The sequence below is a fragment of the Nocardioides sp. Arc9.136 genome, assembly GCF_030506255.1.
Lineage (GTDB): Bacteria > Actinomycetota > Actinomycetes > Propionibacteriales > Nocardioidaceae > Nocardioides.
In genome coordinates, this window is the sequence record NZ_CP113431.1 from 2,065,970 (window position 1) to 2,089,870 (window position 23,901).

At 74.3% G+C, this 23,901-nt stretch carries 24 protein-coding genes; 12 read left to right on the top strand and 12 right to left on the bottom strand.

Going from position 1 to position 23,901, the window contains the following annotated elements; genetic code table 11:
- Window position 1: 1 nt before the first annotated feature.
- On the top strand, window positions 2–1,192 hold the full coding sequence (locus tag OSR43_RS10075) for an SPFH domain-containing protein (protein WP_302271306.1): 1,191 nt from the start codon (window positions 2–4) through the stop codon (window positions 1,190–1,192).
- A complete protein-coding gene (locus OSR43_RS10080) occupies window positions 1,193–1,954 on the top strand; it encodes a sulfite exporter TauE/SafE family protein (RefSeq protein ID WP_302271307.1) in 762 nt (253 codons plus the stop codon).
- A 105-nt stretch (window positions 1,955–2,059) separates the two neighbouring features.
- On the opposite strand, the gene OSR43_RS10085 is transcribed toward OSR43_RS10080, so the two are convergent.
- Both OSR43_RS10085 and OSR43_RS10090 read right to left on the bottom strand, forming a co-directional pair.
- Window positions 2,060–2,431, bottom strand: a complete 372-nt coding sequence (locus tag OSR43_RS10085; protein WP_302271308.1) for a hypothetical protein — start codon at window positions 2,429–2,431, stop codon at window positions 2,060–2,062.
- A gap of 80 nt (window positions 2,432–2,511) precedes the next feature.
- The gene (locus tag OSR43_RS10090) at window positions 2,512–3,294 is read right to left on the bottom strand and encodes a glycerophosphodiester phosphodiesterase (protein ID WP_302271310.1); all 783 of its coding nucleotides are present in this window, start codon (window positions 3,292–3,294) and stop codon (window positions 2,512–2,514) included.
- A 97-nt stretch (window positions 3,295–3,391) separates the two neighbouring features.
- On the opposite strand from OSR43_RS10090, the gene OSR43_RS10095 reads away from it, so the two are divergent.
- Complete coding sequence (locus tag OSR43_RS10095; protein ID WP_302271311.1) at window positions 3,392–4,051, top strand: nitroreductase family protein; 660 nt, start codon at window positions 3,392–3,394, stop codon at window positions 4,049–4,051.
- A 30-nt stretch (window positions 4,052–4,081) separates the two neighbouring features.
- Here the strand turns inward: OSR43_RS10095 and OSR43_RS10100 are convergent, their stop codons facing one another.
- From OSR43_RS10100 to OSR43_RS10135, 8 genes are all read right to left on the bottom strand, one after another.
- Window positions 4,082–4,570, bottom strand: a complete 489-nt coding sequence (locus OSR43_RS10100) for a GNAT family N-acetyltransferase (RefSeq protein ID WP_302271313.1) — start codon at window positions 4,568–4,570, stop codon at window positions 4,082–4,084.
- Window positions 4,567–5,295, bottom strand: a complete 729-nt coding sequence (locus OSR43_RS10105) for a gamma-glutamyl-gamma-aminobutyrate hydrolase family protein (protein ID WP_302271314.1) — start codon at window positions 5,293–5,295, stop codon at window positions 4,567–4,569. The genes OSR43_RS10100 and OSR43_RS10105 overlap by 4 nt, the downstream gene beginning before the upstream one ends.
- Window positions 5,292–6,071 (bottom strand): 3-oxoacyl-ACP reductase, encoded by a 780-nt coding sequence (locus tag OSR43_RS10110; RefSeq protein ID WP_302271317.1) that lies wholly within the window; start codon window positions 6,069–6,071, stop codon window positions 5,292–5,294. Before OSR43_RS10110 ends, OSR43_RS10105 begins: the two co-directional genes overlap by 4 nt.
- Window positions 6,072–6,195: 124 nt before the next feature.
- Window positions 6,196–7,554 (bottom strand): aldehyde dehydrogenase, encoded by a 1,359-nt coding sequence (locus tag OSR43_RS10115; protein WP_302271320.1) that lies wholly within the window; start codon window positions 7,552–7,554, stop codon window positions 6,196–6,198.
- A complete protein-coding gene (locus OSR43_RS10120) occupies window positions 7,555–8,949 on the bottom strand; it encodes a glutamine synthetase family protein (protein ID WP_302271322.1) in 1,395 nt (464 codons plus the stop codon).
- Window positions 8,950–8,957: 8 nt separating this feature from the next.
- Window positions 8,958–9,719 carry a FadR/GntR family transcriptional regulator gene (locus tag OSR43_RS10125; protein ID WP_302271323.1) on the bottom strand — a complete coding sequence of 254 codons (762 nt, stop codon included), beginning with the start codon at window positions 9,717–9,719 and terminating at the stop codon, window positions 8,958–8,960.
- Window positions 9,716–11,260 carry an amino acid permease gene (locus OSR43_RS10130; RefSeq protein WP_302271324.1) on the bottom strand — a complete coding sequence of 515 codons (1,545 nt, stop codon included), beginning with the start codon at window positions 11,258–11,260 and terminating at the stop codon, window positions 9,716–9,718. The genes OSR43_RS10125 and OSR43_RS10130 overlap by 4 nt, the downstream gene beginning before the upstream one ends.
- 127 nt (window positions 11,261–11,387) lie before the next feature.
- Complete coding sequence (locus OSR43_RS10135) at window positions 11,388–11,885, bottom strand: thioesterase family protein (protein ID WP_302271326.1); 498 nt, start codon at window positions 11,883–11,885, stop codon at window positions 11,388–11,390.
- Window positions 11,886–11,959: 74 nt separating this feature from the next.
- On the opposite strand from OSR43_RS10135, the gene OSR43_RS10140 reads away from it, so the two are divergent.
- Genes OSR43_RS10140 through OSR43_RS10155 form a run of 4 tightly spaced genes read left to right on the top strand, consistent with a single transcriptional unit; the run spans window position 11,960 to window position 17,237 of the window.
- Window positions 11,960–13,042 (top strand): PP2C family protein-serine/threonine phosphatase, encoded by a 1,083-nt coding sequence (locus OSR43_RS10140; protein ID WP_302271327.1) that lies wholly within the window; start codon window positions 11,960–11,962, stop codon window positions 13,040–13,042.
- 52 nt (window positions 13,043–13,094) lie between these two features.
- Window positions 13,095–15,776, top strand: coding sequence for a hypothetical protein (locus tag OSR43_RS10145; RefSeq protein ID WP_302271329.1), 2,682 nt, complete (start codon window positions 13,095–13,097; stop codon window positions 15,774–15,776).
- Window positions 15,763–16,602 (top strand): ABC transporter ATP-binding protein, encoded by an 840-nt coding sequence (locus OSR43_RS10150; protein WP_302271331.1) that lies wholly within the window; start codon window positions 15,763–15,765, stop codon window positions 16,600–16,602. The genes OSR43_RS10145 and OSR43_RS10150 overlap by 14 nt, the downstream gene beginning before the upstream one ends.
- Window positions 16,599–17,237, top strand: coding sequence for an ATP-binding cassette domain-containing protein (locus tag OSR43_RS10155; RefSeq protein ID WP_302271333.1), 639 nt, complete (start codon window positions 16,599–16,601; stop codon window positions 17,235–17,237). The genes OSR43_RS10150 and OSR43_RS10155 overlap by 4 nt, the downstream gene beginning before the upstream one ends.
- A gap of 16 nt (window positions 17,238–17,253) precedes the next feature.
- Here the strand turns inward: OSR43_RS10155 and OSR43_RS10160 are convergent, their stop codons facing one another.
- On the bottom strand, window positions 17,254–17,826 hold the full coding sequence (locus OSR43_RS10160) for a hypothetical protein (RefSeq protein WP_302271335.1): 573 nt from the start codon (window positions 17,824–17,826) through the stop codon (window positions 17,254–17,256).
- A gap of 113 nt (window positions 17,827–17,939) precedes the next feature.
- Between OSR43_RS10160 and OSR43_RS10165 the strand changes: the two genes are divergently transcribed.
- Entirely contained in the window at window positions 17,940–19,103 is a 1,164-nt protein-coding gene (locus tag OSR43_RS10165) for an LLM class flavin-dependent oxidoreductase (RefSeq protein WP_302271337.1), read from the top strand.
- Entirely contained in the window at window positions 19,100–19,720 is a 621-nt protein-coding gene (locus tag OSR43_RS10170; RefSeq protein ID WP_302271339.1) for an FMN reductase, read from the top strand. The genes OSR43_RS10165 and OSR43_RS10170 overlap by 4 nt, the downstream gene beginning before the upstream one ends.
- Before the next feature lie 358 nt (window positions 19,721–20,078).
- On the opposite strand, the gene OSR43_RS10175 is transcribed toward OSR43_RS10170, so the two are convergent.
- Window positions 20,079–20,606 carry a YbhB/YbcL family Raf kinase inhibitor-like protein gene (locus OSR43_RS10175; protein WP_302271340.1) on the bottom strand — a complete coding sequence of 176 codons (528 nt, stop codon included), beginning with the start codon at window positions 20,604–20,606 and terminating at the stop codon, window positions 20,079–20,081.
- Between the two features lie 94 nt (window positions 20,607–20,700).
- Here OSR43_RS10175 and cobA point away from each other — a divergent pair, with 94 nt between their 5' ends.
- The 3 genes from cobA to OSR43_RS10190 all read left to right on the top strand — a co-directional run bounded on the left by cobA (window position 20,701) and on the right by OSR43_RS10190 (window position 23,771).
- Window positions 20,701–21,942, top strand: coding sequence for a uroporphyrinogen-III C-methyltransferase (gene cobA / locus OSR43_RS10180; RefSeq protein WP_302271341.1), 1,242 nt, complete (start codon window positions 20,701–20,703; stop codon window positions 21,940–21,942).
- Entirely contained in the window at window positions 21,942–22,745 is an 804-nt protein-coding gene (locus OSR43_RS10185) for an RNA methyltransferase (RefSeq protein ID WP_302271342.1), read from the top strand. The genes cobA and OSR43_RS10185 overlap by 1 nt, the downstream gene beginning before the upstream one ends.
- Window positions 22,746–22,967: 222 nt before the next feature.
- Complete coding sequence (locus OSR43_RS10190; protein WP_302271343.1) at window positions 22,968–23,771, top strand: resuscitation-promoting factor; 804 nt, start codon at window positions 22,968–22,970, stop codon at window positions 23,769–23,771.
- Window positions 23,772–23,901: the final 130 nt, after the last annotated feature.

The window sequence follows — 23,901 nt, forward strand, 5'->3', positions numbered from 1 at the left end:
CATGCCAGTCATCCTGATCCTCCTGGCGCTGCTGCTGGTCTTCGTGATCACGCTGCTGGCCAAGACCGTGCGGATCGTGCCGCAGGCCCGCGCCGGGATCGTCGAGCGGTTCGGCAAGTACAAGCAGACGCTGCCCGCCGGCCTCAACATCGTCGTCCCGTTCATCGACAAGGTGCGCTACCTGATCGACCTGCGCGAGCAGGTCGTGAGCTTCCCGCCCTCGTCGGTGATCACCGAGGACAACCTGACCGTCGAGATCGACACGGTCATCTACTTCCAGGTCATCGACCCGGTCGCGGCGACCTACGAGATCGCCAACTACATCCAGGCCGTCGAGCAGATCACGATGACGACGCTGCGCAACATCGTCGGTGGCATGGACCTCGAGCAGACGCTCACCAGCCGCGAGACGATCAACTCCGGGCTGAGGGGCGTGCTCGACGAGGCCACCGGCAAGTGGGGCATCCGCGTCGGCCGGGTGGAGATCAAGAGCATCGACCCGCCGCCCTCCATCAAGGACACGATGGAGAAGCAGATGCGCGCCGACCGCGACAAGCGCGCGGCGATCCTCACCGCCGAGGGGCAGCGCCAGTCCGCGATCCTCACCGCGGAGGGCCAGAAGCAGTCCGCGATCCTCCAGGCCGAGGGACAGCGCGAGTCGCAGATCCTGCGCGCCCAGGCCGACCGGGAGGCCGCGATCCTGCGGGCCCAGGGTGAGGGCCAGGCCATCCAGACGGTCTTCCAGGCGATCCACGACGGCCGCCCGGACCAGTCGCTGCTGGCCTACCAGTACCTCCAGATGATGCCGAAGATCGCCGAGGGCGACGCCAACAAGGTCTGGATCGTCCCGAGCGAGTTCAACGAGGCGCTCAAGGGGCTCGGCTCCACGATGAGCCAGCTCCAGGGGATCCCGCAGGAGGTCGAGGGGCCGCGCACCCGCGTCGACATGGGTCCGGCTGAGCCGCAGCTGCCCAAGGGCGCGAACCGTGGCGACGACGAGCTGAGCGAGGCCAACGAGGCGGTCCAGGCCGCGATCCGCGAGGCCGCGTCCGCCGCGGAGCCGCGGTCCCGCGCCACCACGAGCGACCCCTCGATCGACCCCGTCGACGTACCTCCGGCCACGCCCACCGACCCGCAGCCCGAGACGCAGCCCGAGCCCCCGGCGCCCCCGACGGCGCCGCCGGTCTCCTAGGTGCTGCTGGAGTCGACGGCGATCCTGCTGGCCGGGGTCGCTGCTGGCGCCATCAACACCGTCGTCGGGTCGGGGACGCTGATCACGTTCCCGACCCTGCTCGCGTTCGGCGTCCCGCCGGTCACCGCGAACGTCTCCAACAACATCGGGCTGGTGCCGGGCTCGGTCTCCGGGGCGATCGGCTACCGCCGCGAGCTCGCCGGTCAGCGGGCCCGCGTCCTGCGGCTGGCCTCCGCCTCGGTGCTCGGCGGGCTGGTCGGCGCCGTGCTGCTGCTCGTCCTGCCCGAGGGGGCGTTCGAGACGATCGTCCCGGTGCTGATCGGGCTCGGCGTCGTGCTCGTGGCCGTCCAGCCGCGGATCTCGAGGGCCGTCGCGCGTCGGCGCGAGGCACGACCGGTCGCGGGCACCCGTCCCGACCCCTGGTGGACCTGGCCGGGGACCGCGCTCGCCGGCGTGTACGGCGGGTACTTCGGCGCCGCCCAGGGCGTGATCCTGATGGGGATGCTCGGCATCGGCATCGAGGAGTCCCTGCAGCGCATCAACGCGGTGAAGAACATCCTCGCCGCCTCGGTGAACGGCGTAGCCGGGCTGCTGTTCATCATCGTCGCCGACGTCGACTGGCGGATCGTGGCGCTGATCGGTGTCGGGTCGGTCATCGGCGGGCAGATCGGCGCGACCGTCGGCCGGCGGCTGCCCCCGCTCGTGCTGCGCACCCTGATCATCGTCGTGGGCGTCGTCGCGCTGGTCTCGTTCGCGGTCTGAGCGGACTGGCCTGACGCCGACCGGCCGCCGACCGGACGCGGACGACCCCGGCCGCTCGGGGCCGGGGTCGTCGCAGGGTCGGCGCGGTCGGCGCGGAGCGGGTGCTCAGACGGCCGCGGGCTTCCGGGTCCGCAGGCCGAGGAGACCGGCGACGACGGCGCCCGAGGCGACCGCCGTCATGGCCTGGCCGGCCTTGACCGGGGCCGAGCCGTCCTTGGTCGCGAGGTAGCCGGTCGCCGCGTCGGCGGCGTCGACGAGCACCCCGAGCAGCACCAGGTTGCGCCGGGCGGGACCGCTGGCCAGCAGGGTGGCCACCCCGATCGCGATCTCGCGGGTGCCGAACAGGCGGGTCAGGTACGGCACCTGCGGGTTGGTCGCCGGGTCCAGCATCAGCTGCTTGGCGGCCATGGTCGGGTCGTAGAGGGAGGCGGCGCCGATGGCGATGCGGCCTAGGGAGAGTCCGGTCACGGGGTTCATGTCGCCGGACCCTAGCGGAGCAGCGGCCCGTCGGACGGCCGGTCCAGCGCCGCGCCCGACCCGGCTCCTGGGCCCAGCTCCTAGGCCCGGCCCGCGGGACGCCGACGCGACCCGACGCGCTCGCGGACCCCGAGCGCCTCCTCCGGGCGGTTGGTGGTCACGAGCCACGCGCGGCCCGGGCGCAGCCAGTGCTCCAGGGACCGCGGGGTGTCGATGGTCCACACCAGCAGCGGCATGCCCCGACGGCGGGCGAACCCGGCCAGGCCGGCGCGGGCGAGCCAGTGGTGGGCGACGACGACGTTCGCTCGCGACTGGCGGTAGCGCAGGTGCGGCCAGACCTCGGACGCCCGGACGCGGAGCTGGCGCCAGACCGGGAAGCCGGTCACCTTGCGTCCCAGGGACAGCCCGACCAGCAAGTCGATGCCCTGGGCCTCCGCCCAGTCGCGGACCTCGCGGACGGCGTCGTCGTCGAGCGTGGTGACGACGAGGTTCTCGGCCCCCAGGCGTTCCACGGCGCGGGCGGTGGCCTCGGCACAGTTGCCGACGAACTTGAGGTCGAGGTGGGCGCGCCGGTTGCCCGCGAGCGCGTCGAGGACCTCGTCGTACAGCAGGAGGTCCGGCACGACCGAGCGGAGCTCGTCGACCGTCATCGAGGCCAGCTCGACCTCCTCGCCCTCGACCTCGACGACGGAGTCGTGGAACACCACGAGCGTCCCGTCCCCGCAGCGCTCGACGTCGAACTCCACGAAGTCGACGTCCAGGGCCAGCGCGCGCTCGACCGCCGCGCGGGTGAGGCAGCGGTGGGCGCTGAGCTGGACCTGCTGGACCGGGCCGGGCCGCACGGGCCACACGGGTCGCGTCACGGGTCGCGTCACGGGTCGCGTCACGGGTCGCGTCACGGGTCGCGTCACGGGCACCATCATCGGGTGCCCCCTTTGCCGTCCGTGCAACGGTGGCCCCGTGGATCTCTACGACGTGATGCGGACGACGGCGGCGGTCCGGGAGTTCACCGACGACCCGCTGCCCGACGAGGTGCTGCACCGGGTCCTGGACGCGGCCCGCTTCGCACCCAGCGGCGGCAACCGCCAGGGCACGCGCGTCGTCGTCGTCCGGGACCGGGCGACGCGCGAGCGGCTCGCCGAGCTCAACGAGCCGGCCGTGCGCCGGTACGTCGCGCAGCAGAAGGCGGGGGAGAGCCCGTGGAACCCCGTGCACCCGCCCGGTCCCTCCGCGGAGGAGATCGCGGCGACACGGGTGCCGGGGGCGTTCACCGAGCCGGTGCTGCGTGCACCGGTCGTGCTGGTCGTCCTCGTCGACCTCGCGGTGGTCGCCGCGATGGACCAGGACCTCGACCGCGTCGGCATCGTCGGCGGGGCCTCGGTCTACCCGCTGGTGTGGAACGTGCTGCTCGCCGCCCGCGCCGAGGGGTACGGCGGCACCATCACCACCATGGCGACGGCCGAGGAGCCGGCGGTCAAGGAGCTGCTCGGCGTCCCGGAGACGTACGCACTGGCCGCCGTGGTGCCGCTGGGGCGTCCGGTCAAGCAGCTGACCCGGCTCAGGCGGGTGCCGGTCGAGGAGCTCGCCGTGCGCGAGCGCTTCGACGGGGAGCCGTTCTGAGCCGGCGCCCGCGCGTGCGGTCCCACCTCGTCATCCGTCGTCGACGGCCCGGGTCATGAAGACGCTCCACGGGTCGAGGACGTAGTCGTCGAAGGGACCGCAATCGACGAAGCCGCGGGAGAGGTAGAGGCTCCGGGCGGGCAGGAAGAACGGCTGCGTCCCGGTCTCGAGGCTGACCCGACGGTGGCCCGAGGCCGCCGCGTGGGCCAGCACGTGGTCGAGCAGGCCGGAGCCGACGCCACGACCGCGCGCCGCCGCGGCGGTCCGCATCGACTTCAGCTCCGCGTGGCCGGGCGACAAGCCCTTGAGCGCGGCGCAGCCGAGCAGCGTGCCGTCACCGGTCCGGGCGGTCCAGAAGGCCGTGCCGGGTACGTCGAGCGCCGCCGGGTCGAGCGCGTGGACGCTCTCGGGCGGGGACTCCACGCGCATGTCCTGCAGGTGCTGCTCGAGCAGCGCGACGACGTCGGGCCGCAGGGGCGAGTCCCGGTCCACCGCCCAGGCGGACAGCAGGTCGCTCATGCGCCGCCCGCCCGCCCCGCGGCGTACGACGCGGCCGCGCGCACGAGCCCGGCGAGCAGGCCGACGTCGGCGGCCGTCTCGGGGTGCCACTGGACCGCCACGCAGAACCGGTCGCCGGGGACCTCCATGGCCTCCAGCGTGCCGTCCTCGGCGCGGGCCGCGGCGACCCAGCCCGGGTGGGTCGCCACCGACTGGTGGTGGTGGCAGGAGACGTCGAGCCGTTCGCCGACCAGCCCGGCGACCAGGGTCCCCGGCACGGTGCGGACCGACGTGCGGCCGAACGCGTCGGCGCCGGGGGAGTGCTCCTCGTGGCCGACGAGGTCGGGGGTGTGCTGGTCCAGCGAGCCACCGGCGTGGGCCGCCATCAGCTGCATGCCGCGGCAGACCCCGAGCACCGGGAGCCCGGCGGCCGCCGCGGCGTCGAGGAGCGCGAGCTCCCACGCGTCGCGGTCGGTGCGCCAGCCGGCCGTGCGCGGGTGCGGCTCCGCGCCGTACCGCGACGGGTCGACGTCGGCCCCGCCGCTGACGACCAGCCCGTCGAGGCGGCCGACGACCACGTCGGCGGCGCCGACCTGGCCGACCGGCGGCAGCAGGACCGGCACACCCCCGGTCGCCTCGACGGCCTCGGCGTACTGCGTGGGCAGCACGTCGGCCCGCTGGTCCCACACGCCCCAGGCGGCCTGCTCACGGTAGGTCGTGAGCCCGATCAGCGGCGCGGTCGTCACAGCGGAGTGACGTAGGCGCCGGAGATGCCGCCGTCGACCAGGAAGGTGTTGGCGGTCATGAACGAGGAGTCGTCGGAGGCCAGGAAGAGGACCGCCGCGGCCATCTCCTCCGGCTCGCCGAAGCGCCCCATCGGCACGTGGACCAGCCGCCGGGCGGCCCGCTCGGGGTCGCTGGCGAAGAGGTCCTGCAGCAGCGGGGTGTTGACCGGTCCCGGGCACAGCGCGTTGACCCGCACCCCGCGCCGGGCGAACTGCACCCCGAGCTCGCGCGTCATCGACAGCACGCCGCCCTTGGAGGCGGAGTAGGAGATCTGCGAGGTGGCGGCGCCCATGACCGCGACGAACGACGCGGTGTTGATGATCGACCCCCGGCCCTGCTCGAGCATGTAGGGCAGCGCCGCCTTGCAGCACAGGTAGACGCTGGTGAGGTTGACCTCCTGCACCCGGCGCCAGGCCTCGAGGTCGGTGTCGAGGATCGAGTCGTCCTCCGGCGGGCTGATGCCGGCGTTGTTGAACGCGATGTCGACCGACCCGTAGGTCTCCTTGGCCGTCCGGAACAGCGCGTCGACCTGCTCCTTGTCGGTCACGTCGACGTGGACGTACGTCGCGTGGTCGGTGCCGCCGAGCTGGCCGACGACCGTGTGCCCGCGCTCGTCGTCGATGTCGCCGATGACGACCTTGGCGCCCTCCTCGACGAACCGCTGCACGGTCGCCAGGCCGATGCCCGAGCAGCCGCCGGTGACGACCGCGACCCGGTCCTGGATGCGTCCTGCCACTTCGATGCCTTTCTGGTGGTGCTTCTCGTGGAAAACCGGCACTTCTCAGGGGTTGCGACCCCTGAGGAGTGCCGGATTCCCCGGGGGGCCGGGGAATCCTGCAGCCCGTCCTGCAGCGCGGGGATCAGTGGGCGATGAAGACGTTCTTCTCCTCGGTGAACGCCATGGGGGCGTCCGGGCCGAGCTCGCGGCCGAGGCCGGACTGCTTGTAGCCGCCGAACGGGGTCCAGTAGCGGACCGAGGCGTGGGAGTTGACGCTGAGGTTGCCGGCCTCGACCGCCCGTGCGACGCGCAGGCCCCGGCCGAGGTCCCGGGTGTAGATCGAGCCGGAGAGCCCGTAGTCGGTGTCGTTGGCCAGCGCGACCGCGTCGGCCTCGTCGTCGAACGGCATCACCGCCACGACCGGCCCGAAGACCTCCTCGCGCCAGATCCGCTGCCCCGGGTCGTCGACCGCGACCACCGACGGCGCGACCCAGAACCCGTCGCCACCGGGCGTGGACCCGGCGATGGTGACGTCGACCTCGGCCAGGTAGCCCGTGACGGTGTCGCGCTGCCGGGCGGAGATCAGCGGGCCCATCTCCGAGGCCTCGTCGGAGGGGTCGAGCACCCGCAGCGCGGTGACCGCGGGCTCGAGCAGCGAGAGGAACTCGTCGTACGCCGAGCGCTCGACGAGGATCCGCGAGCGGGCGCAGCAGTCCTGGCCGGCGTTGTCGAAGACGGCGTACGGCGCCGCCGCGGCCGCCGCGGCCAGGTCGGCGTCGGCGAAGACGACGTTGCTGCTCTTCCCGCCGAGCTCGAGGGTGACCCGCTTGACCTGCTCGGCGCAGCCCGCCATCACCCGCTTGCCGACCGCGGTCGACCCGGTGAAGCACACCTTGCGCACCAGCGGGTGGGTCACGAACCGCTCGCCCACCACGTCGCCGCGGCCGGGCAGCACCGTCAGGACGCCCTCGGGGATGCCGGCCTCGAGCGCCAGCTCCGCCAGCCGCAGTGCCGTCAGCGGGGTGAGCTCGGCCGGCTTGAGCACCACCGTGTTGCCCGCGGCGAGCGCGGGCGCCATGCCCCACGCCGCGATCGGCATGGGGAAGTTCCAGGGGACGATGATCCCGACCACGCCCAGCGGCTCGTGGAAGGTGACGTCGGTGCCGCCGGCCACCGGGATCTGGCGGCCGAAGAGCCGCTCGGGCGCGCCGGCGTAGTAGTTGAGGCAGTCGCGGACGTTGCCGGCCTCCCAGCGGGCGTTGCCCCAGGTGTGGCCGGCGTTGCGGACCTCGATCTCCGCGAGCTCCTCGACGTGGGCGTCGACCACGGCGGCGTACCGACGCAGCAGCGCGGCGCGCTCGCCGGGCGCCACGGTGCGCCAGGTCGCGAAGGCCTCGTGGGCCCGCGCGATGGCGGCGTCGGCCTCCTCGACGGAGGCGAGCGGCACCTCCGCGATCGGCCGGGCGGTGGCGGGGTTGACGACGGTGAAGGTGTCGGACACTCAGAGCCTCTCGAATCCGCGGACGAGCTCCCAGTCGGTGACGGCCGCCCGGTAGGCGGCCAGCTCGACGTCGGCCATGTTGACGTAGTGGTCCACGACCTCGTCGCCCAGGGCGGCCCGGGCAACCACCGAGGTGGCGAAGGCCTCGCGTGCCTCGGCCAGCGTGCCCGGCACCTTGGGCTTGTCCGAGGTGTAGGCGTTGCCGACCGTCTCCTCCTCCAGCGGGAGCTCCTGCTCGATGCCGTGCAGCCCGCCGGCGATCATCGCGGCCAGCGCGAGGTAGGGGTTGACGTCGGCGCCCGGGAGGCGGTTCTCCATCCGGGCACCGGCCCCGCGGCCGACCAGGCGGACCGCGCAGGTGCGGTTGTCGGAGCCCCAGGCGATCGTCGTAGGCGCGAACGAGCCGTCCGCGAAGCGCTTGTAGGAGTTGATGTTCGGGGCGTAGAGCAGCGTCAGCTCGGCCGCCGTGGCCAGCACACCGGCGACGAAGTGGTCGTAGAGCGGGGTCCGCGACCCGGTCTCCTCGTCCCAGAACACCAGCGACCCGTCGGTGCCCCGCAGCGAGAGGTGGATGTGGCAGGAGCTGCCCTCGCGGGCGTCGTACTTGGCCATGAAGGTGAGCGACCTGCCCTGCTGGGCCGCTATCTCCTTCGCGACGGTCTTGTAGACCGCGTGGTTGTCCGCCGTCGTCAGCGCGTCGGCGTAGAGGAACCCGATCTCGTGCTGCCCGAGGTTGCACTCGCCCTTGGCGCCCTCCACGTCGAGCCCCGCGTCGTACATCGTGTTGCGGATGCTGCGCAGCAGCGGCTCGACCCGGGTGGTGCCGAGGACCGAGTAGTCGACGTTGTACTGGTTGACCGGCACCAGGTCCCGGTAGCCCGAGCGGTGCGCCTCCTCGTAGGTGGTCTCGAAGGCGATGAACTCCAGCTCGGTCCCCGACATCGCCTCCCAGCCCCGCTGGGCGCACCGGTCGAGCTGGCGGCGCAGCACGGCGCGCGGGTCCTGCACGACGGGGGCGTGCCCGCCGTCCTCACCGGCGGGCCAGACCAGGTCGCACTGGACCATCGCGGTCGCGGGGAGGTGGGTCAGCCGGCGGATGGTCCGCTCGTCGAGGACCATCTCCATGTCGCCGTACCCGCGCTCCCAGGAGGAGATGGCGTAGCCCCCGACGGTGTTCATCTCCACGTCGACGGCCAGCAGGTAGTTGCAGCCCTCGGCGCCGTGGTCGAGCACGTGGTCGACGAAGTAGCGGCCGTGGAGCCGCTTGCCCTGCAGCCGGCCCTGCATGTCGGTGAAGGCGATCACGACCGTGTCGATCGTGCCGGCCTCGATCTCGACGACCAGCTCCTCGCGGCTCAGGTGCCGGTCGTTCCGCTTCGGGGTCCCTCGGGTCATCGGCGTCCCTATCCCACGAGCCCGCGCAGCAGCGCGGCCGTGTCGTCGCAGTGCTCCTCCATCGCCCGGCGGGCGTGGTCGGCCTTGCCGGCCAGGATCGCGCGCACGACGGCCGCGTGCTGGCGGTCGGAGTGCGCGATGTTCGTGGGCAGCACCGGGATCGCCAGCAGCATCTCGTGCAGCGTCGCCTGCACCGAGGTCACCGCCTCGACCATCCGCGGGGACCGGGTCAGCGCCGCCACCGTCAGGTGGAAGCGGGAGTCGGCCTGCCGGTGCTCGGCCGGCCGGGTCGCCGACCGCACCGCGTCGTGGGCCTCCTCCAGCTGGGTCCGCGCCGCGTCGTCGAGGCGTACGTCGGCGGCGAGCGCGGCCGCGCCGGGCTCGACGACCCGCCGGAACTCCAGCGCGTCGAGCCGGTCGCGCCGGGTGACCTCGTCGGTCCGCGCGGCCCGTCGCGCCGACGGCGTCCGGGGCTCGAGCGTGACGACCGTGCCGCCGCCGCGGCCGCGGGTGGTCGTGACCAGCCCGGCCTCGCGCAGGGCCGCCATCGCCTCCCGGAGCGTCGCGCGCGACACCTGCAGCCGCGCCGCGAGGTCCCGCTCCGGCGGGAGCGCCGACCCGCGCGGGTAGACCCCGAGCCTGATCGCGGTGGCCAGCTGCTCCACGCACGCCTCGAAGGCGTGGTGGCCCCGCACCGGCCGCAGGACGGCGTCGGGCAGCCCCGCCGGGTCCGGGTCGCCCTGGGGGAGCGCTGCGCGGGCAGCGCTCACACGACCTCGTCCAGCGGCTTGGTGGTGTGCTCGTCCTTCATCCCGTGCATGAAGTGGGTCCGCCCGCCGGCGAACCACATCACCGTGGCGAGTACGAGGACCGCGAGCACCGCGACCGGGGCGTAGTTGAAGGTGTCGACCGTGATCGGGCTGGCCGGCGGCAGGACGAAGAGGATGCAGATCAGGACGACCCAGACGACCGCGACCCAGCCGATGAGCGGGCTCCAGCGGCCGAGGTTCCAGGGTCCCGGGGTGAAGTCGGAGCTGAGGCGGCGCAGCAGCACCGGCACGACGTAGGCGATGTAGAGGCCGATGACCGCGATCGAGGTCACCGCGAAGTAGGCCGTGGTGTTGAACAGCGCGGGGCTCGCCAGCAGGATCGAGAGCACGACGCAGAACCAGATCGAGTTGGTCGGCGTGCCGGTGCGCTTGTTGACCCGGGCCCAGATCTTGGAGCCCGGCAGCGCGTTGTCGCGGGAGAACGCGAAGGACATCCGGGAGTTGGCCGTCACCGAGGCCATGCCGCAGAAGAACTGCGCGACGCAGACGATGAAGAGCAGCAGCTTGGCCGTGAACGGGCTGTCCAGCGCGTCGAGGAAGACCTGCGCCGGCGGGAGGCCGGTCTCGGAGGCGGCCAGGGCGGTCAACCCGCTCTCGGAGCCGTCCGGGATGGCCGCGGTGATCGAGTAGAGCAGGAGGAAGCCGCCGACCACCGACACCACGACGCTCAGCACGATGCCGCGCGGCGCCGCGATCTGGGCCTGCTTGGTCTCCTCGGCCACGTGCGCGGACGCGTCGTACCCGGTGTAGGTGTACTGCGCCATCAGCAGGCCCATGAGCAGGACGTACGGCGCGAACGTCCAGCCGGTCTCGTTGTGGTACTCGGTCAGCGTCCAGGACACCGACTGGTGGGAGTCGGGGAGGATCCACAGCGCGCCGACGATGATCAGGGTGCCGAACACGTGCCACCAGGCGGAGACGCTGGAGAGCAGGCTGACCAGGCTCACGCCGAAGGTGTTGAGCAGGGCGTGGACGACGATGATCGCCACGAACAGCAGGAAGACCCGCTCGGGGGTCACCTCGACGTCCCACACCAGGTTGGCGAACGCCATCCAGGTCGTGGCGCAGCCGAAGTCGATGGCCGCGGTGACCGCGATCTCGCCGAGGAAGTTGAACCACCCGACGTACCAGGCCCAGACCCGGCGGTTGCGCTTGGCGAGCTTGGCGGCCCAGAAGTAGAGGCCACCGGCGGTCGGGTAGCGCGAGCAGACCTCCGCCATCGCCAGGGCCACGCACGTGACGAAGATGCCGACGACGACCCAGCCGACGGTGAGCGCGGCCGGGCCGCCGCTGCGCAGGGCGATGGCGTAGCTGGTGATGCACCCGGCGAGGATCGAGATGATGGAGAAGGACACCGCGAAGTTGGAGAACGCGGACATCCCGCGCGTCAGCTCCTGGGTGTAGCCCATCTCCGCAAGGACGCGAGCGTCCTCGTCCATGACCTCGTCGAGCGACTTCTCGGGCGCGGCGTCCTGGCTCATGGCGTCCTTTCCTGACCGGGACGCGCGCCCGGCCGGCGGTTGCCGCAGTGTGGCGCAGGCCGCGCGCGGCGGTCAATGGTCTGGACTCAGACCTTTGGACCGCTCCGCGGAGGAGGCGGCGCCGGGCTCAGCGCAGGCCCAGGCACCCGGAGACGTCGGGCTCCCAGGGCAGCTCGGCGTGCTCGGCGACGCGGCGGTCCAGGGCGGACGCGACGTCCTCGGGCCAGGGCGCGGTACGACGCGTCGCCATGTCGATGTGGAGGAAGACCTCCTCCATCACGTAGCTGAGCCGCTCGTGGGTCTCGTCGACGAGGTGCACCAGCGCGTGGGCCGCGCGCTCGGAGCGGCCGAGCAGCCGGACGCGCGCGGACATGACGTCGCCGGTGCGCAGCTCGGCCAGGTAGGTCAGGTGGTGCTCGGCGGAGAAGCAGGCGTGCCCGCGGGCCGGCCAGCTCTGCGGGATGCCGAGCTCCACCAGCGACTCGTCGAGCCCCTCGCTCGCGATGCCGGTGTAGTGCCGGACGTTGAGGTGGCCGTTGACGTCCTCGAAGGCGACCGGGACCGGCTGGCGCGCGTAGGCCGGCAGCGCGGCCAGCTGGTCGAAGCTGGGGTGTGGGGTGCTCACGCGTGGCGACGATAGCGGCCCCCACCTGTGGAGATGACCGGTGCTCGCCCGCCGACGCCACTAGTGTTCGCGGCGTGAACCGGGCCGGGAGCTTCGTGAGCGACTGGCGCTCCGGTTCCTGGGACAGCCAGGTGCGCGTGCTCGCGCTGCTGTGCGCGGGGGTCCTGCTCGCGGGCGTCGTCTCGTGGCACCGGTACGACGCGCTCCCGGCCACGTCGTACTTCGTCTGGCTGCTGGTCGGCATGCTGACCCTGCGCTTCCAGCCGCTCGTCGTGCTGACCGCGCTCGCGCTCGTCGTGGCGCTGACGGTGATGGTGCACGACGGCGAGGTCACCGGCGCCCGGGTGTCGGTCACGGCGTCGCTGCTCCTCTCCGCGGCGCTGATCCTCTTCCAGTCCAGCCGGCAGCGCAGCGGCCTGCCCGGTCCGCTCAGCGAGGCGCTGCTGGCCGAGCTGAAGGGCCGGCTGCAGGCCCAGGGGAAGGTGCCGCCGCTGCCGGCGGGCTGGACGGCGCAGAGCGCGATGCTGGCCTCCCACGGCGCCGGCTACGCCGGTGACTTCCTCGTCGCCGACGTGAGCGAGGACGGCCGGCGCCTGGAGATGGTGCTGGTCGACGTCTGCGGCAAGGGCGTGGCGGTCGGGCCGCAGGCGCTGCAGTTCGCCGGCGCGCTGGGCGGGCTTATCGGCGCGCTGCCGCCGCAGGACCTGCTCCGGGCGGCCAACGCGTTCCTCCTGCGCCAGCAGTCCGAGGAGTCCTTCGCGACCGCGGTGCACGTGCTGGTCGACCTGCGCACCGGGTGCTGGACGGTGACCAGCGCGGGGCACCCACCGGCGCTGCGGTACGACGCTCCCTCCGGTGCCCGGGACGGGTCCTGGCTGGTCGACGGGGCCCGCGGGACCGCGCTCGGCGTCGTGCCCGACCCCGAGCTGCACGGCTCGACCGGCACGCTGGAGCCCGGCGACGCGCTGATGTTCTACACCGACGGCGTCGTCGAGTCCCGCGACGCCGACCTCGACGACGGCATCGCCTGGCTCCGGCGGACCGCCACCGAGGCCGTGTCGCGTGGCTTCGACGGTGCTGCGCGGCGCATCGTCGACCAGGTGGCGCGCGGGGACGACGACCGGGCCGTGCTCGTCCTGCACCGCGTCGCGGGCTGACCTGGTGGGGCCGACGCGGAGGGGGCGGCACCCGCTGTGGACCGCTGCGCCCGTGCGCCTGCTCCACTCGCCCGGGTGGCTGGGCCTGGTGCTCCTCGCCGCCGCGCTGCTGGTCGGGTCCGTCGTGGCGCCTGCGCTGTTCCACGCCAGCGCGCGCGGCGCCGCGCTCGAGGCGGGTGTCGAGGCGGCGGCCGCGGAGCCCGCGCCGGGCGCGTCCGCCGACCTGCGCGCGTCGTGGACCGGGGTGCTCCGCCCCCGGGGTGCGGCCCTGGTCCGTGACCGCCTGCTCGACCTGCCCGGCTACGGCGCACCCACGGCCGGCGCGGCCGGCACCGCGCAGGACCGCAGGCTGCGCGCCGTGGTGCGCGCGGGAGGGGAGTCCCTGCCGGGCGCCCTGTTCTTCCACGACGGCGTCCTCGAGGCGCTCGGCGCCGACGCCGACGCACCCGGGGCGTGGCTCCCGACCGACCTCGCCGAGGGGCTGGGACTGGCCGTCGGCGACCGGTTCCGGGTGGGCCTCCAGAGCGTCTCCGAGGGGTCCTCCTCCACCCGCTTCGCCACCACCACGCTGTCGGGCACCTACGCCACCGCGCCCCGGTCGGTCCTGCCGGCGGCGGTCGCCGCGGCGCCGGGCAGCGCGGACTGGGTCCTCCCGATCGACCCCGGACGGCCGGGGGAGGTCAGCCAGCTCGTGGTCACGAGCCCGGCGACGTTCGGCGAGCTGGTCCGTGCCATCGACGAGGAGCCGTTGTACGCCGCGGACCTCCGCGTCGACGCCGCCCTCGACGCCGACACCGCCGAGGACGCCGTGGCGGGCATCCAGCGGCTGGCGATCGAGGCCTTCGACAGCACGACCGACCTGGCGCAGGTCACCGACCAGGCGCGGCCGCTGCCGACCCGTCTCGAGCTGGCGTCCGGGCTCCCGGACATCCTGGTTGAGGCCCAGGAGGCGGCCGTCGACGCCCGCGACCAGGTGGGGCCGTACGCCGCCGCGGGGCAGGTGCTCGCCGCCGCGCTGCTGGCCGCGGCCTGGGTGCTGGTCGGGCGCAGCCGTCGACGCGAGGAGTCGCTGGCCGCCGGCCTCGGCGTGCACCCGCTCGCCGTCGCCGGGCTCACGGTGCTCGAGCTGCTGCCGCTGGCGGTCCTCGCGCTGCCGTTCGGGACGGCGCTGGCGCTGCTGGCCGTCGACGCCGCCGGACCGCCTTACGACCTCGGCCCGGGGGACCTCACCCGCGCCGACCTGCTCCGCGCCGGGGTCGGCGCCGCCGTCGCCCTGGCGCTGCCGGCGGCGGTCGCCCTCGCCGCGGCGCTGCGGGCCGACCTGGGTGGCCGTGGTCGGCTCGGCGCGCGTGTGCGCTCGGTCCCGTGGGAGGCGCTGGTGCTGGTCGCCACCGCGGTCGTCCTGGTCGGCGTCCTCTCCCAGGAGCCGGCCCGGCGCGCCGGCTCCCCGCTGACCACTGCGTTGCCCCTGCTGGTCGCGGCGTCGGCCGCCGCGGTCGTCGTGCGTCTCGCCGCGCTCGTCCGGCTCCCCGGCGCGAGGCCCGGCGGGGCACGTTGGCTGGCGTCCCGCCGCGCGGGGAGCGCCGGTCCCCGCGACCAGGCGCTGACCGCGGTGCTGGCCGTGACCCTGGGTCTCTTCGCCTACACGCTGGCGGTGCACCGCGGGCTGGTCGAGGGCGCGGACGACAAGGCCGCTGCGCTGGTGGGTGCGCCGACGGCCGCCTCGGTCGACGACGCCCTCCGCGGCACCGGCGTGCGGGCCCTGCGGCCGCCGGTCGAGGACTCGACGCTCGTGTGGCGCCAGCGGGTGACGCTGCCCCCCACGTTCGGCGCCCAGCAGCTCCTCGCCGTCGACGCGGAGACCTTCGCCGCGGTCGCGGACTGGGGTAGCACCGGGACCCTGGAGGGCGGGCGCGACCTCCTTGACCGGCTCGACGACCCCACCGCCGAGCTCGTCCCGGTGCTGCTGGCCGGGGACACCGACCTCGCGGTGGGCGACCGCGGCACGCTGGAGATCAACGAGGAGGTGGGCCTGGGGTACGTCGTCGCCGGCGTGCTGCCCGCGTTCCCCGGCTCCGAGGCGGGCACGGGCGACGCGGCCGTCGTGGTGAGCGCCCGCCAGGTGTTCCCCCTGCTCCCGCCGCCCCTGGACCCGCGCGACCCGCTGTCCGCCCGCAGCGCGGCCGGCGCCTTCGGGGCCGAGGTCTGGTCCCGGGCCGACGCCGACCGGCTCGACGCCCAGCTCGAGGCGGTCGGGCTCTCCCCGGTCGCGGTGTCGACGACCCGGGCCGCCGAGGTCGGCGAGGGGCTGCTCGCCGCGTCGTGGGCGGCGCGGTACGTCGTCGTGCTCGGCCTGGTGGTCCTGCTGCTGGCGCTCGCCACGGTGCTGGCCCTGGGCCTGCGGCTCGCCGACCGCGACGCGGTCGCCGACGTGCTGCTCGCGCAGATGGGCTACCGCCCCCGCGAGCTCGCGGCCGCGCGGACCTGGGAGGTGGCGCGCGCCGTGCTGACCGCGGCCGTGGCGACCGTGGTGTCGACGGCCGCCCTCGTCCTGGGACCCAGCCTCGTCGACCAGGTGCCGCAGGTGCTGCCCACCAGCCGCCCGCGCCTGGGCGCGACGGAGGCCGGGGCGGTCGTCGGGCTGGCGCTGGCCATGGTCGCGGCCGCCTCGGCCGTGGGGCTGGCCCGCGCGCGCCGCCGCTCGGGCCCGGAGGTGCTGCGTGGCAACGGCTGAACCGACCCCCGCGCAGGTCGTCGAGGCGAGCGACCTGACCCGGGTCTACCGGTCCGCGACGGGGGAGACCTACGCGCTCCGCGGCGTCGACCTGCTCGTCTCCGCCGGCTCGCTCACGGTGGTCGCCGGCCCCTCGGGCAGTGGCAAGAGCAGCCTGCTGACGCTGCTCTCGGCGCGGGAGCGGCCGAGCGCGGGCGAGCTGCGGGTGCTGGGCAGCGACGTGGCCGGCGCGTCGGCGAGCGCCCTGCGCCGCCTGCGCCACCGGCGCATCGGCTACGTCCCCCAGCGTGCCTCCACCGGGCTCTTCCCCCACCTGACCGCGGCCGGGCACGTCCGCCAGGTCGCCACCTGGCGCGGCTCCGGGCACGACGACGTCGAGCAGGTGCTCGCCTCGGTCGGCCTGGCGGCACGCGCGGACCACCGGCCGGCGACGATGTCGGGCGGCGAGCAGCAGCGGCTCGCGGTCGCGATGGCCCTGGTGGGGAGCCCGGCCCTGGTGGTCGCGGACGAGCCCACCGCCGAGCTCGACCACGGCAACGCCGACCTGGTCCTCGACGCCCTCGCCGGGCTCGCCGAGGCCGGGGGCGCCGTCGTCGTCAGCAGTCACGACGCCCGGGTGACCGACCGGGCCGGCCGGTTGCTCCGGCTCCGCGACGGCGTGCTGTCCAGCGAGACCGCACGGGCTCGGGAGACGGTCGCCGTCATCGACTCCGCCGGGCGCCTGCAGCTCCCGCCCGCCCTGCTCGCGCGCTTCCCCTCCCGCCGCGTCGTCGTCGAGGCGGACGGCGACGTGGTCCGCCTCCGAGCACCGGGGGAGCCGACGTGAGCGGGTTGGTCGTCCGGGGGGTCGCCCACGGCTACGGGACCGGGAGCGGTCGGGTCGAGGTGCTGCACGACGTCACCCTCGACGTGTCGCCCGGCGAGGTGGTCGCGCTGCTGGGGCCCTCCGGCTCCGGCAAGACCACGGTGTGTCACCTGGCCGCCGGCTTCGAGGAGCCGCAGCGCGGCACGGTCCAGGTCGACGGCCGCCCGCCGTACGGTGCCGCGGACTGGTCGCTGGTGGCGGTCGTGCCCCAGCAGCACGGGCTGGTCGACGGTCTCGGCGTCGAGGACAACGTGCTGCTGCCGACGTACCGCTCGGAGCGCGCGCCGGTGTCGTTCGCCGACCTCGCGGCGGCGCTCGACCTCGGCCCGTTCGCGCACCGACGGGTCGGCGAGACGTCGCTCGGGGAGCAGCAGCGGGTCGCGGTGGCCCGCGGGCTCGTGCTCGCCCCACGGGTGCTCGTCCTCGACGAGCCGACCGGTCACCAGGACGACGACCGCGCGGAGCTGGTGACCGCCGCGCTGGTGGCGGCCGCCCGAGCCGGTACGGCGGTGCTGGTGGCCAGCCACGACCCGCGGGTCCAGCGCGTCGCCGACCGGGTGCTCCGGCTCGACGAGGGCCGGCTCGCCGACGGCTGAGGCGGCCCGGAAGCGGTCAGGGCCGCGCGTGCACCCGCGCGACCAGCAGGCCGGCCACCAGCGCGCCGAGCGTGCCGAGCGACTCGTCGCCGAGGGTGTCCTCGTAGGCGGTGCCGGCCTCCGTGCCGTGGCGGATGAAGGTGTACCACTCGCCGAGCTCCCAGCCGATCGCGAGCGCGGCGCCCAGCCCGGTCACCAGCACGACGACCGCCCAGGCCGGCCGGACCGACCCGCACAGCAGGAGGCCGAGCCCGGCGCAGAGCAGCAGCCAGTTCGCGAAGTGGTTGAGGTCGTCCCACCAGACCACGGCGTCGTACAGGTCCAGGCTGTTGCCGGTCACGTCGACGAGGAAGGGCAGCATGACCAGCGTGAACGCGCCGTGCGGCGGCCGCTCGACGCGGCCGCGACGGCGCGCGACCAACCACCACAACGCCGGCGCCACCAGCATCAGCAGGGGGTAGGCGACCAGCCGCGCCCCGAACGCCTTGCCCTCGAACCGCTCGATGCCGGGGACCCACTGCGCGACGGCGAGCTGGCCGACCGTCGCGAGGATGATCAGGGCGGGGACCCACCACGGCACACGGCGCACCGGGCCACTGTGGCGGAATAGCGTGGGAGGATCCTCGGTTGACACGGATAGTTCGGCTTTCAACCACACTTCGCCCCCGTCCCGCGGGGGCACCACGAGGATCGAGGACGGCCATGCAGATCGGCATCTTCAGCGTCGGCGACGTGACGATGGACCCCACGACGGGTCGCACGCCCACCGAGCACGAGCGGATCAAGGCCACGGTGGCGATCGCCAAGAAGGCCGAGGACGTCGGTCTCGACGTGTTCGCGACCGGCGAGCACCACAACCCGCCGTTCATCTCCTCCAACCCCACCGCGACGCTCGCCTACATCGGCGCGCAGACCGAGCGGATCGTGCTGTCGACCGCGACCACGCTGATCACCACCACCGACCCGGTGCTGATCGCGGAGGACTACGCCAAGATCCAGCACCTCACCGACGGCCGGGTGGACCTGATGATGGGGCGCGGCAACACCGGCCCGGTCTACCCCTGGTTCGGCAAGGACATCCGCCAGGGCGTCAACCTCGCGATCGAGAACTACGCGCTGCTGCACCGGCTCTGGCGCGAGGACGTCGTCGACTGGTCCGGTCGGTTCCGCACCCCGCTCCAGGGCTACACCTCCACGCCGCGCCCGCTCGACGGCGTCCCGCCGTTCGTGTGGCACGGCTCGATCCGCAGCCCCGAGATCGCCGAGCAGGCGGCCTACTACGGCGACGGCTTCTTCCACAACCACATCTTCTGGCCGGCCTCGCACACCCAGCAGATGGTCGACCTCTACCGCCGCCGCTTCGAGCACTACGGCCACGGCCCGGCGGACACCGCGATCGTCGGCCTCGGCGGGCAGTTCTTCATGCGGCGCGACAGCCAGGAGGCCGTGCGCGAGTTCCGCCCGTACTTCGACAACGCCCCGGTCTACGGCCACGGGCCCTCGCTGGAGGACTTCACCGAGGCCACGCCGCTGACCGTGGGCTCGCCCCAGCAGGTGCTGGAGCGGACCCTGTCGTTCCGCGACTACGTCGGCCACTACCAGCGCCAGCTGTTCCTCGTCGACCACGCCGGCCTGCCGCTGAAGACGGTGCTCGAGCAGCTCGACCTGCTCGGCGAGATCCTGCCGGAGATGCGCAAGGGCTTCGCCGAGGGCCGCCCGGCGCACGTGCCGGACGCGCCCACCCACGGCTCGCTGGTCGCCGCCGCGGGCGGTGCCCACGACTCCACGGTGTACGCCGCGGCGGACTCCGCCACTGGCCACCGGGCAGAGGACGCGCTCGAGGCCGCCGAGGAGGTGTCGGCATGACCTCCGTGGTCGTCGTCTCCGCCGGTCTCTCCAACCCCTCGTCGACGCGGCTGCTGGCCGACCGGCTGGCCGCCGCGACGACGCAGGCGCTCGAGGAGGTCGACGTGACGACCGTCGAGCTGCGAGACCTCGCCCACGAGCTGACCGACCACCTGCTGACCGGCTTCCCCGGTCCGCCCCTGGCGGCGGCGATCGACGCGGTCCGCCGCGCCGACGGGCTGGTCGTCGTGACGCCGGTGTTCTCCGCGTCGTACTCCGGGCTGTTCAAGACGTTCTTCGACGTCCTCGAGCCCGGGACCCTCGACGGCACCCCGGTGCTCGTCGCCGCGACGGCGGGCACGGCACGCCACTCCCTGGTGCTCGAGCACGCGCTGCGGCCGCTGTTCGCCTACCTGCGGGCCGTGGTCGTCCCCACCGGCGTCTTCGCCGCGACCGAGGACTTCGCGAGCACCGAGCTCGAGCAGCGGATCACCCGGGCCGCCGGCGAGCTGGCCGCTCTTGTCGGCAAGGTCAGCCCCGCCGACGCGTCGGGCGGGTCCAGCCGGCGCACGGTCGACGACCAGCTCGCCGAGCCCACGCCGTTCGAGGAGCTGCTCCGCCGAGCCTCGGAGGGCTGAGGAAGCCCCTCCGCTGGTCGAGCAGCGAGCGCCGGCGAGCGTCGTCGAGACCCGGCGAACGGCCGCTGGTCGAGCAGCGAGCGCCGGCGAGCGTCGTCGAGACCCGGCGAACGGCTGCTGGTCGAGCAGCGAGCGCCAGCGACACCCGGCGAACGGCTGCTGGTCGAGCAGCGAGCGCCGGCGAGCGTCGTCGAGACCCGGCGACCACGGCTACGGCCCTGCGCCCGTCACCGGGTCTCGACACGCCGGTCGCGACCTCGTTCCTCGGTCGCGCGGCTCGCTCGACCACCACCAGCGAGTCCGCTGGCGCGTCCTCGCTCGACCACCACCAGCGAGTCCGCTGGGGCGCTTTCCTTGCTCAGTGCTGGTGGGTCCCGTGGATGATCGCCCGGCCGGCGGTCTTGAACGCCAGGTTGAACGACACCACGGCCGGCGAGGCGTCGGAGTCGACACCGAGCGACTCCTCCGTCACCGCGTGGACGACGAAGTAGTACCGGTGCACCTGGTCGCCCTGCGGCGGGGCGGCGCCGGTGAAGGCCTTCGAGCCGCCGTCGTTGCGGCACATGAACGCGTTCCCCGGGAGGTCCGAGCCCTCCGCGCCGATGCCGGCGGGGAGCGAGGTCACGTCCGCCGGCACGTCGACGAGCACCCAGTGCCAGAAGCCGCTGGGCGTCGGGGCGTCGGGGTCGAAGCAGGTGACCGTGTAGCTCTTCGTGCCCTCGGGCGCGCCCGACCACGACAGCTGCGGCGAGGTGTCCCCGCCGTCGGCGACCTGCTCGGACCGCAGCGGCGCGCCGTCGGTGACGTCCTCGCTGGTGACGGTGAACGACGGCACCGGGGGCAGCAGGTCGTAGGGGTTCGGGCTCACCGGTCGGTCGAGGGTCATGGGTCTCCTATCGCAGACGGGGGATCGGTCCGAACCTAGTCCGGACATCGAACCCGTACCACCGCGCCGCCGACCGCACACGGATGATGTGCGGGTGGACGACTTCCCGACGTACCCCTCCGGGCTGCGCCTCGCCGACCGCCGCGTCGTCGTGGTCGGCGGCGGTCACGTCGCGCAGCGGCGGGTGCCCCAGCTGATCGCGGCCGGCGCGCGCGTGCACGTCGTCGCGCCGGCGGTGACGCCCGCCATCGAGGGGCTGGTCGGGTCCGGGGAGGTGGTCTGGCACGAGCGCGGCTTCGAGGAGTCCGACCTCGACGACACCTGGTACTGCATCGCCGCGACCGACCTCCCGACCGTCAACGAGCGGGTCAGCCGCGCGGCCGAGGAGCGCCGGGTCTTCTGCGTGCGCGCCGACGACGCCACCCGGGCCACCGCCTGGACCCCCGCCACCGGCCGCCACGACGGGGTCACCGTCGCGGTCCTGAGCGGCCGGGAGCCGCAGCGGTCGGCCGGCATCCGCGACGAGGTCGTCGAGCAGCTGCGCGAGGGCACGCTGGGCGCCCGGAGGCAGCGCAGCCGTGCGGCGGGGGTGGTGCTCGTCGGCGGGGGACCGGGGGACCCCGAGCTGATCACCGTCGCCGGTCGCAAGGCGCTGATGGACGCCGACGTGGTCGTGGCCGACCGGCTCGCGCCGCGGGAGCTGCTGGGCGACCTGCCCTCCGACGTCGAGCTGGTCGACGTCGCCAAGCTGCCGCGGGGTCGCAGCGCCCAGCAGGAGGAGATCAACCGCGTCATCGTGGACCGCGCGCTGGCCGGCAAGCGGGTGGTGCGGTTCAAGGGCGGCGACAACTTCGTCTACGGCCGCGGCTACGAGGAGGTCATCGCCTGCCGGGCGGCCGGCGTGCCGGTCACGGTGATCCCCGGCCTGACCAGCCCGGTCGCGGTGCCCGCGGTCGCCGGCATCCCGGTCACCCACCGGGGTGTCGCGCACGAGTTCACCGTCATCTCCGGGCACCTACCCCCGGGCCACCCCGAGTCGCTGACGCAGTGGTCCGCGGTGGCCGGTCTGCGCGGCACCCTGGTGCTGATGATGGCGGTGCAGAACGCTCCCGCCATCGCCGAGGCGCTGCTCGCCGGCGGCCGGGACGCCTCGACGCCGGTCGGGGTGGTCTGCGACGGCACGATGCCGGGCGAGCGCACGGTCCTCTCCACCCTCGGCTCGCTGGCGGCCGACCTGGCGGACCAGCACGTGAAGCCCCCGGCGATCATCGTCGTCGGCGACGTGGTCGCCGTGGCGCACCCCGACCACTACGGGGCCCGGGAGGAGCTGGCCTGATGGCCCGCATCATCGAGGTCGAGGACCCCGCGGACCCGCGGCTGGCCGACTACCGCGACCTGCGCGACGTGGAGCTGCGCAAGAACATGGAGGCCGAGCACGGCCTGTTCCTCGCCGAGGGCGAGAAGGTCGTCCGGCGGGCGGTCGAGGGCGGGTTCACCCCACGGTCCTTCCTCATGGCGCCGCGCTGGCTCGACGGCCTCGCCGATGTCCTGGGCCGTTCCGATGCGCCCTGCTACGTGCTCTCCGAGGCGCTCGCCGAGGAGGTGACCGGCTTCCACGTCCACCGGGGCGCGCTCGCCTCGCTGCAGCGCCGCCCGCTGCCGAGCCTCGAGGAGGTCCTCGACGGGGCCCGGTCGGTGCTCGTCCTCGAGGACGTCGTCGATCACACGAACGTCGGCGCCATCTTCCGCTCCGGCGCAGCACTCGGCTTCGACGCCGTCCTCCTCGCCCCGCGCTGCGCGGACCCGCTCTACCGCCGCTCGATCAAGGTCGCGATGGGCACGGTGTTCAACGTGCCCTGGACCCGGCTGCCGGACTGGTACGACGCGCTGCCGGCGCTCTCCGCGCGCGGCTTCACCACCGTGGCGCTGACGCTGGCCGCGGACTCGTCGCCGATCGAGGACGCCGTCGCGGGTCTGGACAAGGTCGCGCTGGTGCTCGGTTCCGAGGGCCACGGGCTCTCCGCGCGGTGGGAGCAGACCGCCGACAGGCGGGCGATCATCCCGATGGCCGAGGGCGTCGACTCGCTCAACGTCGCGGCCGCGACCGCCGTCGCCTGCTACGTGACCGCTCGCCGCTGATTCGACGGAGCGCGAGAGGCTCGCGTACCGTCGACGGCCGTCCCGCCGGGCGGCCCACGACGCCGTTCCGGACGGGCTCCTCGCGGCCGCACGCCGGCCGTGTCACGACCAGGAGACCCTCGCAGCACGGCGAGGGCGTCGAATCCCGTTTGGACCTCCCCCTTCATGCCTCTTCACCCAGTCCTGCCTTCCGTCCTGCCCTCCGGCCGCCGGCCGCGGTCCGTGGCCACCTCGACCGCCGCCGCGGCGGTCGTCCTCGCGTTGCTGCCCGGCGCCGCCGCCGCCGACGGCGAGGTCGCCCCCAGCGGCACCGGGCCGGCCACCACCGCCGCTGCCGCCCCGGCGGGCACCACGTCCGTCGGCCTCCGCGTCGGCCGCGACAGCACCCGGTCGGTGCGCACCTCCGCCTCCTGGCCGGCCGGCGTCCTCCGCGAGCACGGCGTGACGGTCTCCCGGCGCGACCAGGTCCGCGTCCTGCGCGCGGACCGCCGCGTCTCCGGCGAGCAGCGCCGCCTCCGCCGCGGCGACACCGTCAAGGTCGTCCGCGTCGACCGCACGGTGGACACCCGCCGCGTCAAGGTGCGCGCCGGCGTCGAGGAGCGGCGTACGACGTCGCTGCGGCCCGGCCAGCGCCGCGTGGTCAGCGACGGCCGGCCGGGGGTCCGCAAGGTGCGTACCATCCGGGTGACGCACAACGCCCGCGTCGTCGACCGCGCCGTCCGCAAGCACCTGGTCCGCGACCCGCGACCGCGCCGGGTGCTCGTCGGCGCCCCGCGCCGGTCGGTCCCCGGCGCCGACCGGCTGAACTGGCGCGGCCTCGCCCGGTGCGAGTCGGGCGGCAACCCCCGCGCCGTCAACGCGGCCGGGTACTACGGGCTCTACCAGTTCGACACCGGCACCTGGCGCAGCGTCGGTGGCCGGGGCATGCCGCACCGCGCCTCCGCGGGTGAGCAGACCTACCGGGCGAAGCTGCTCTACCAGCAGCGCGGCCGGTCGCCGTGGCCGCACTGCGGTCGCTACCTCTGAGCCGGCCCACCACCGGCTGAAGACCGGTGAGGACCGGCTGAGGCCCCTCGGCCCCGCCCTCCCCGCCACCGCGACGTCCCGGGCGCCCCAACCGGGGCCCCGGGACGCCGTGTGAGCCCCCCACGCGCGG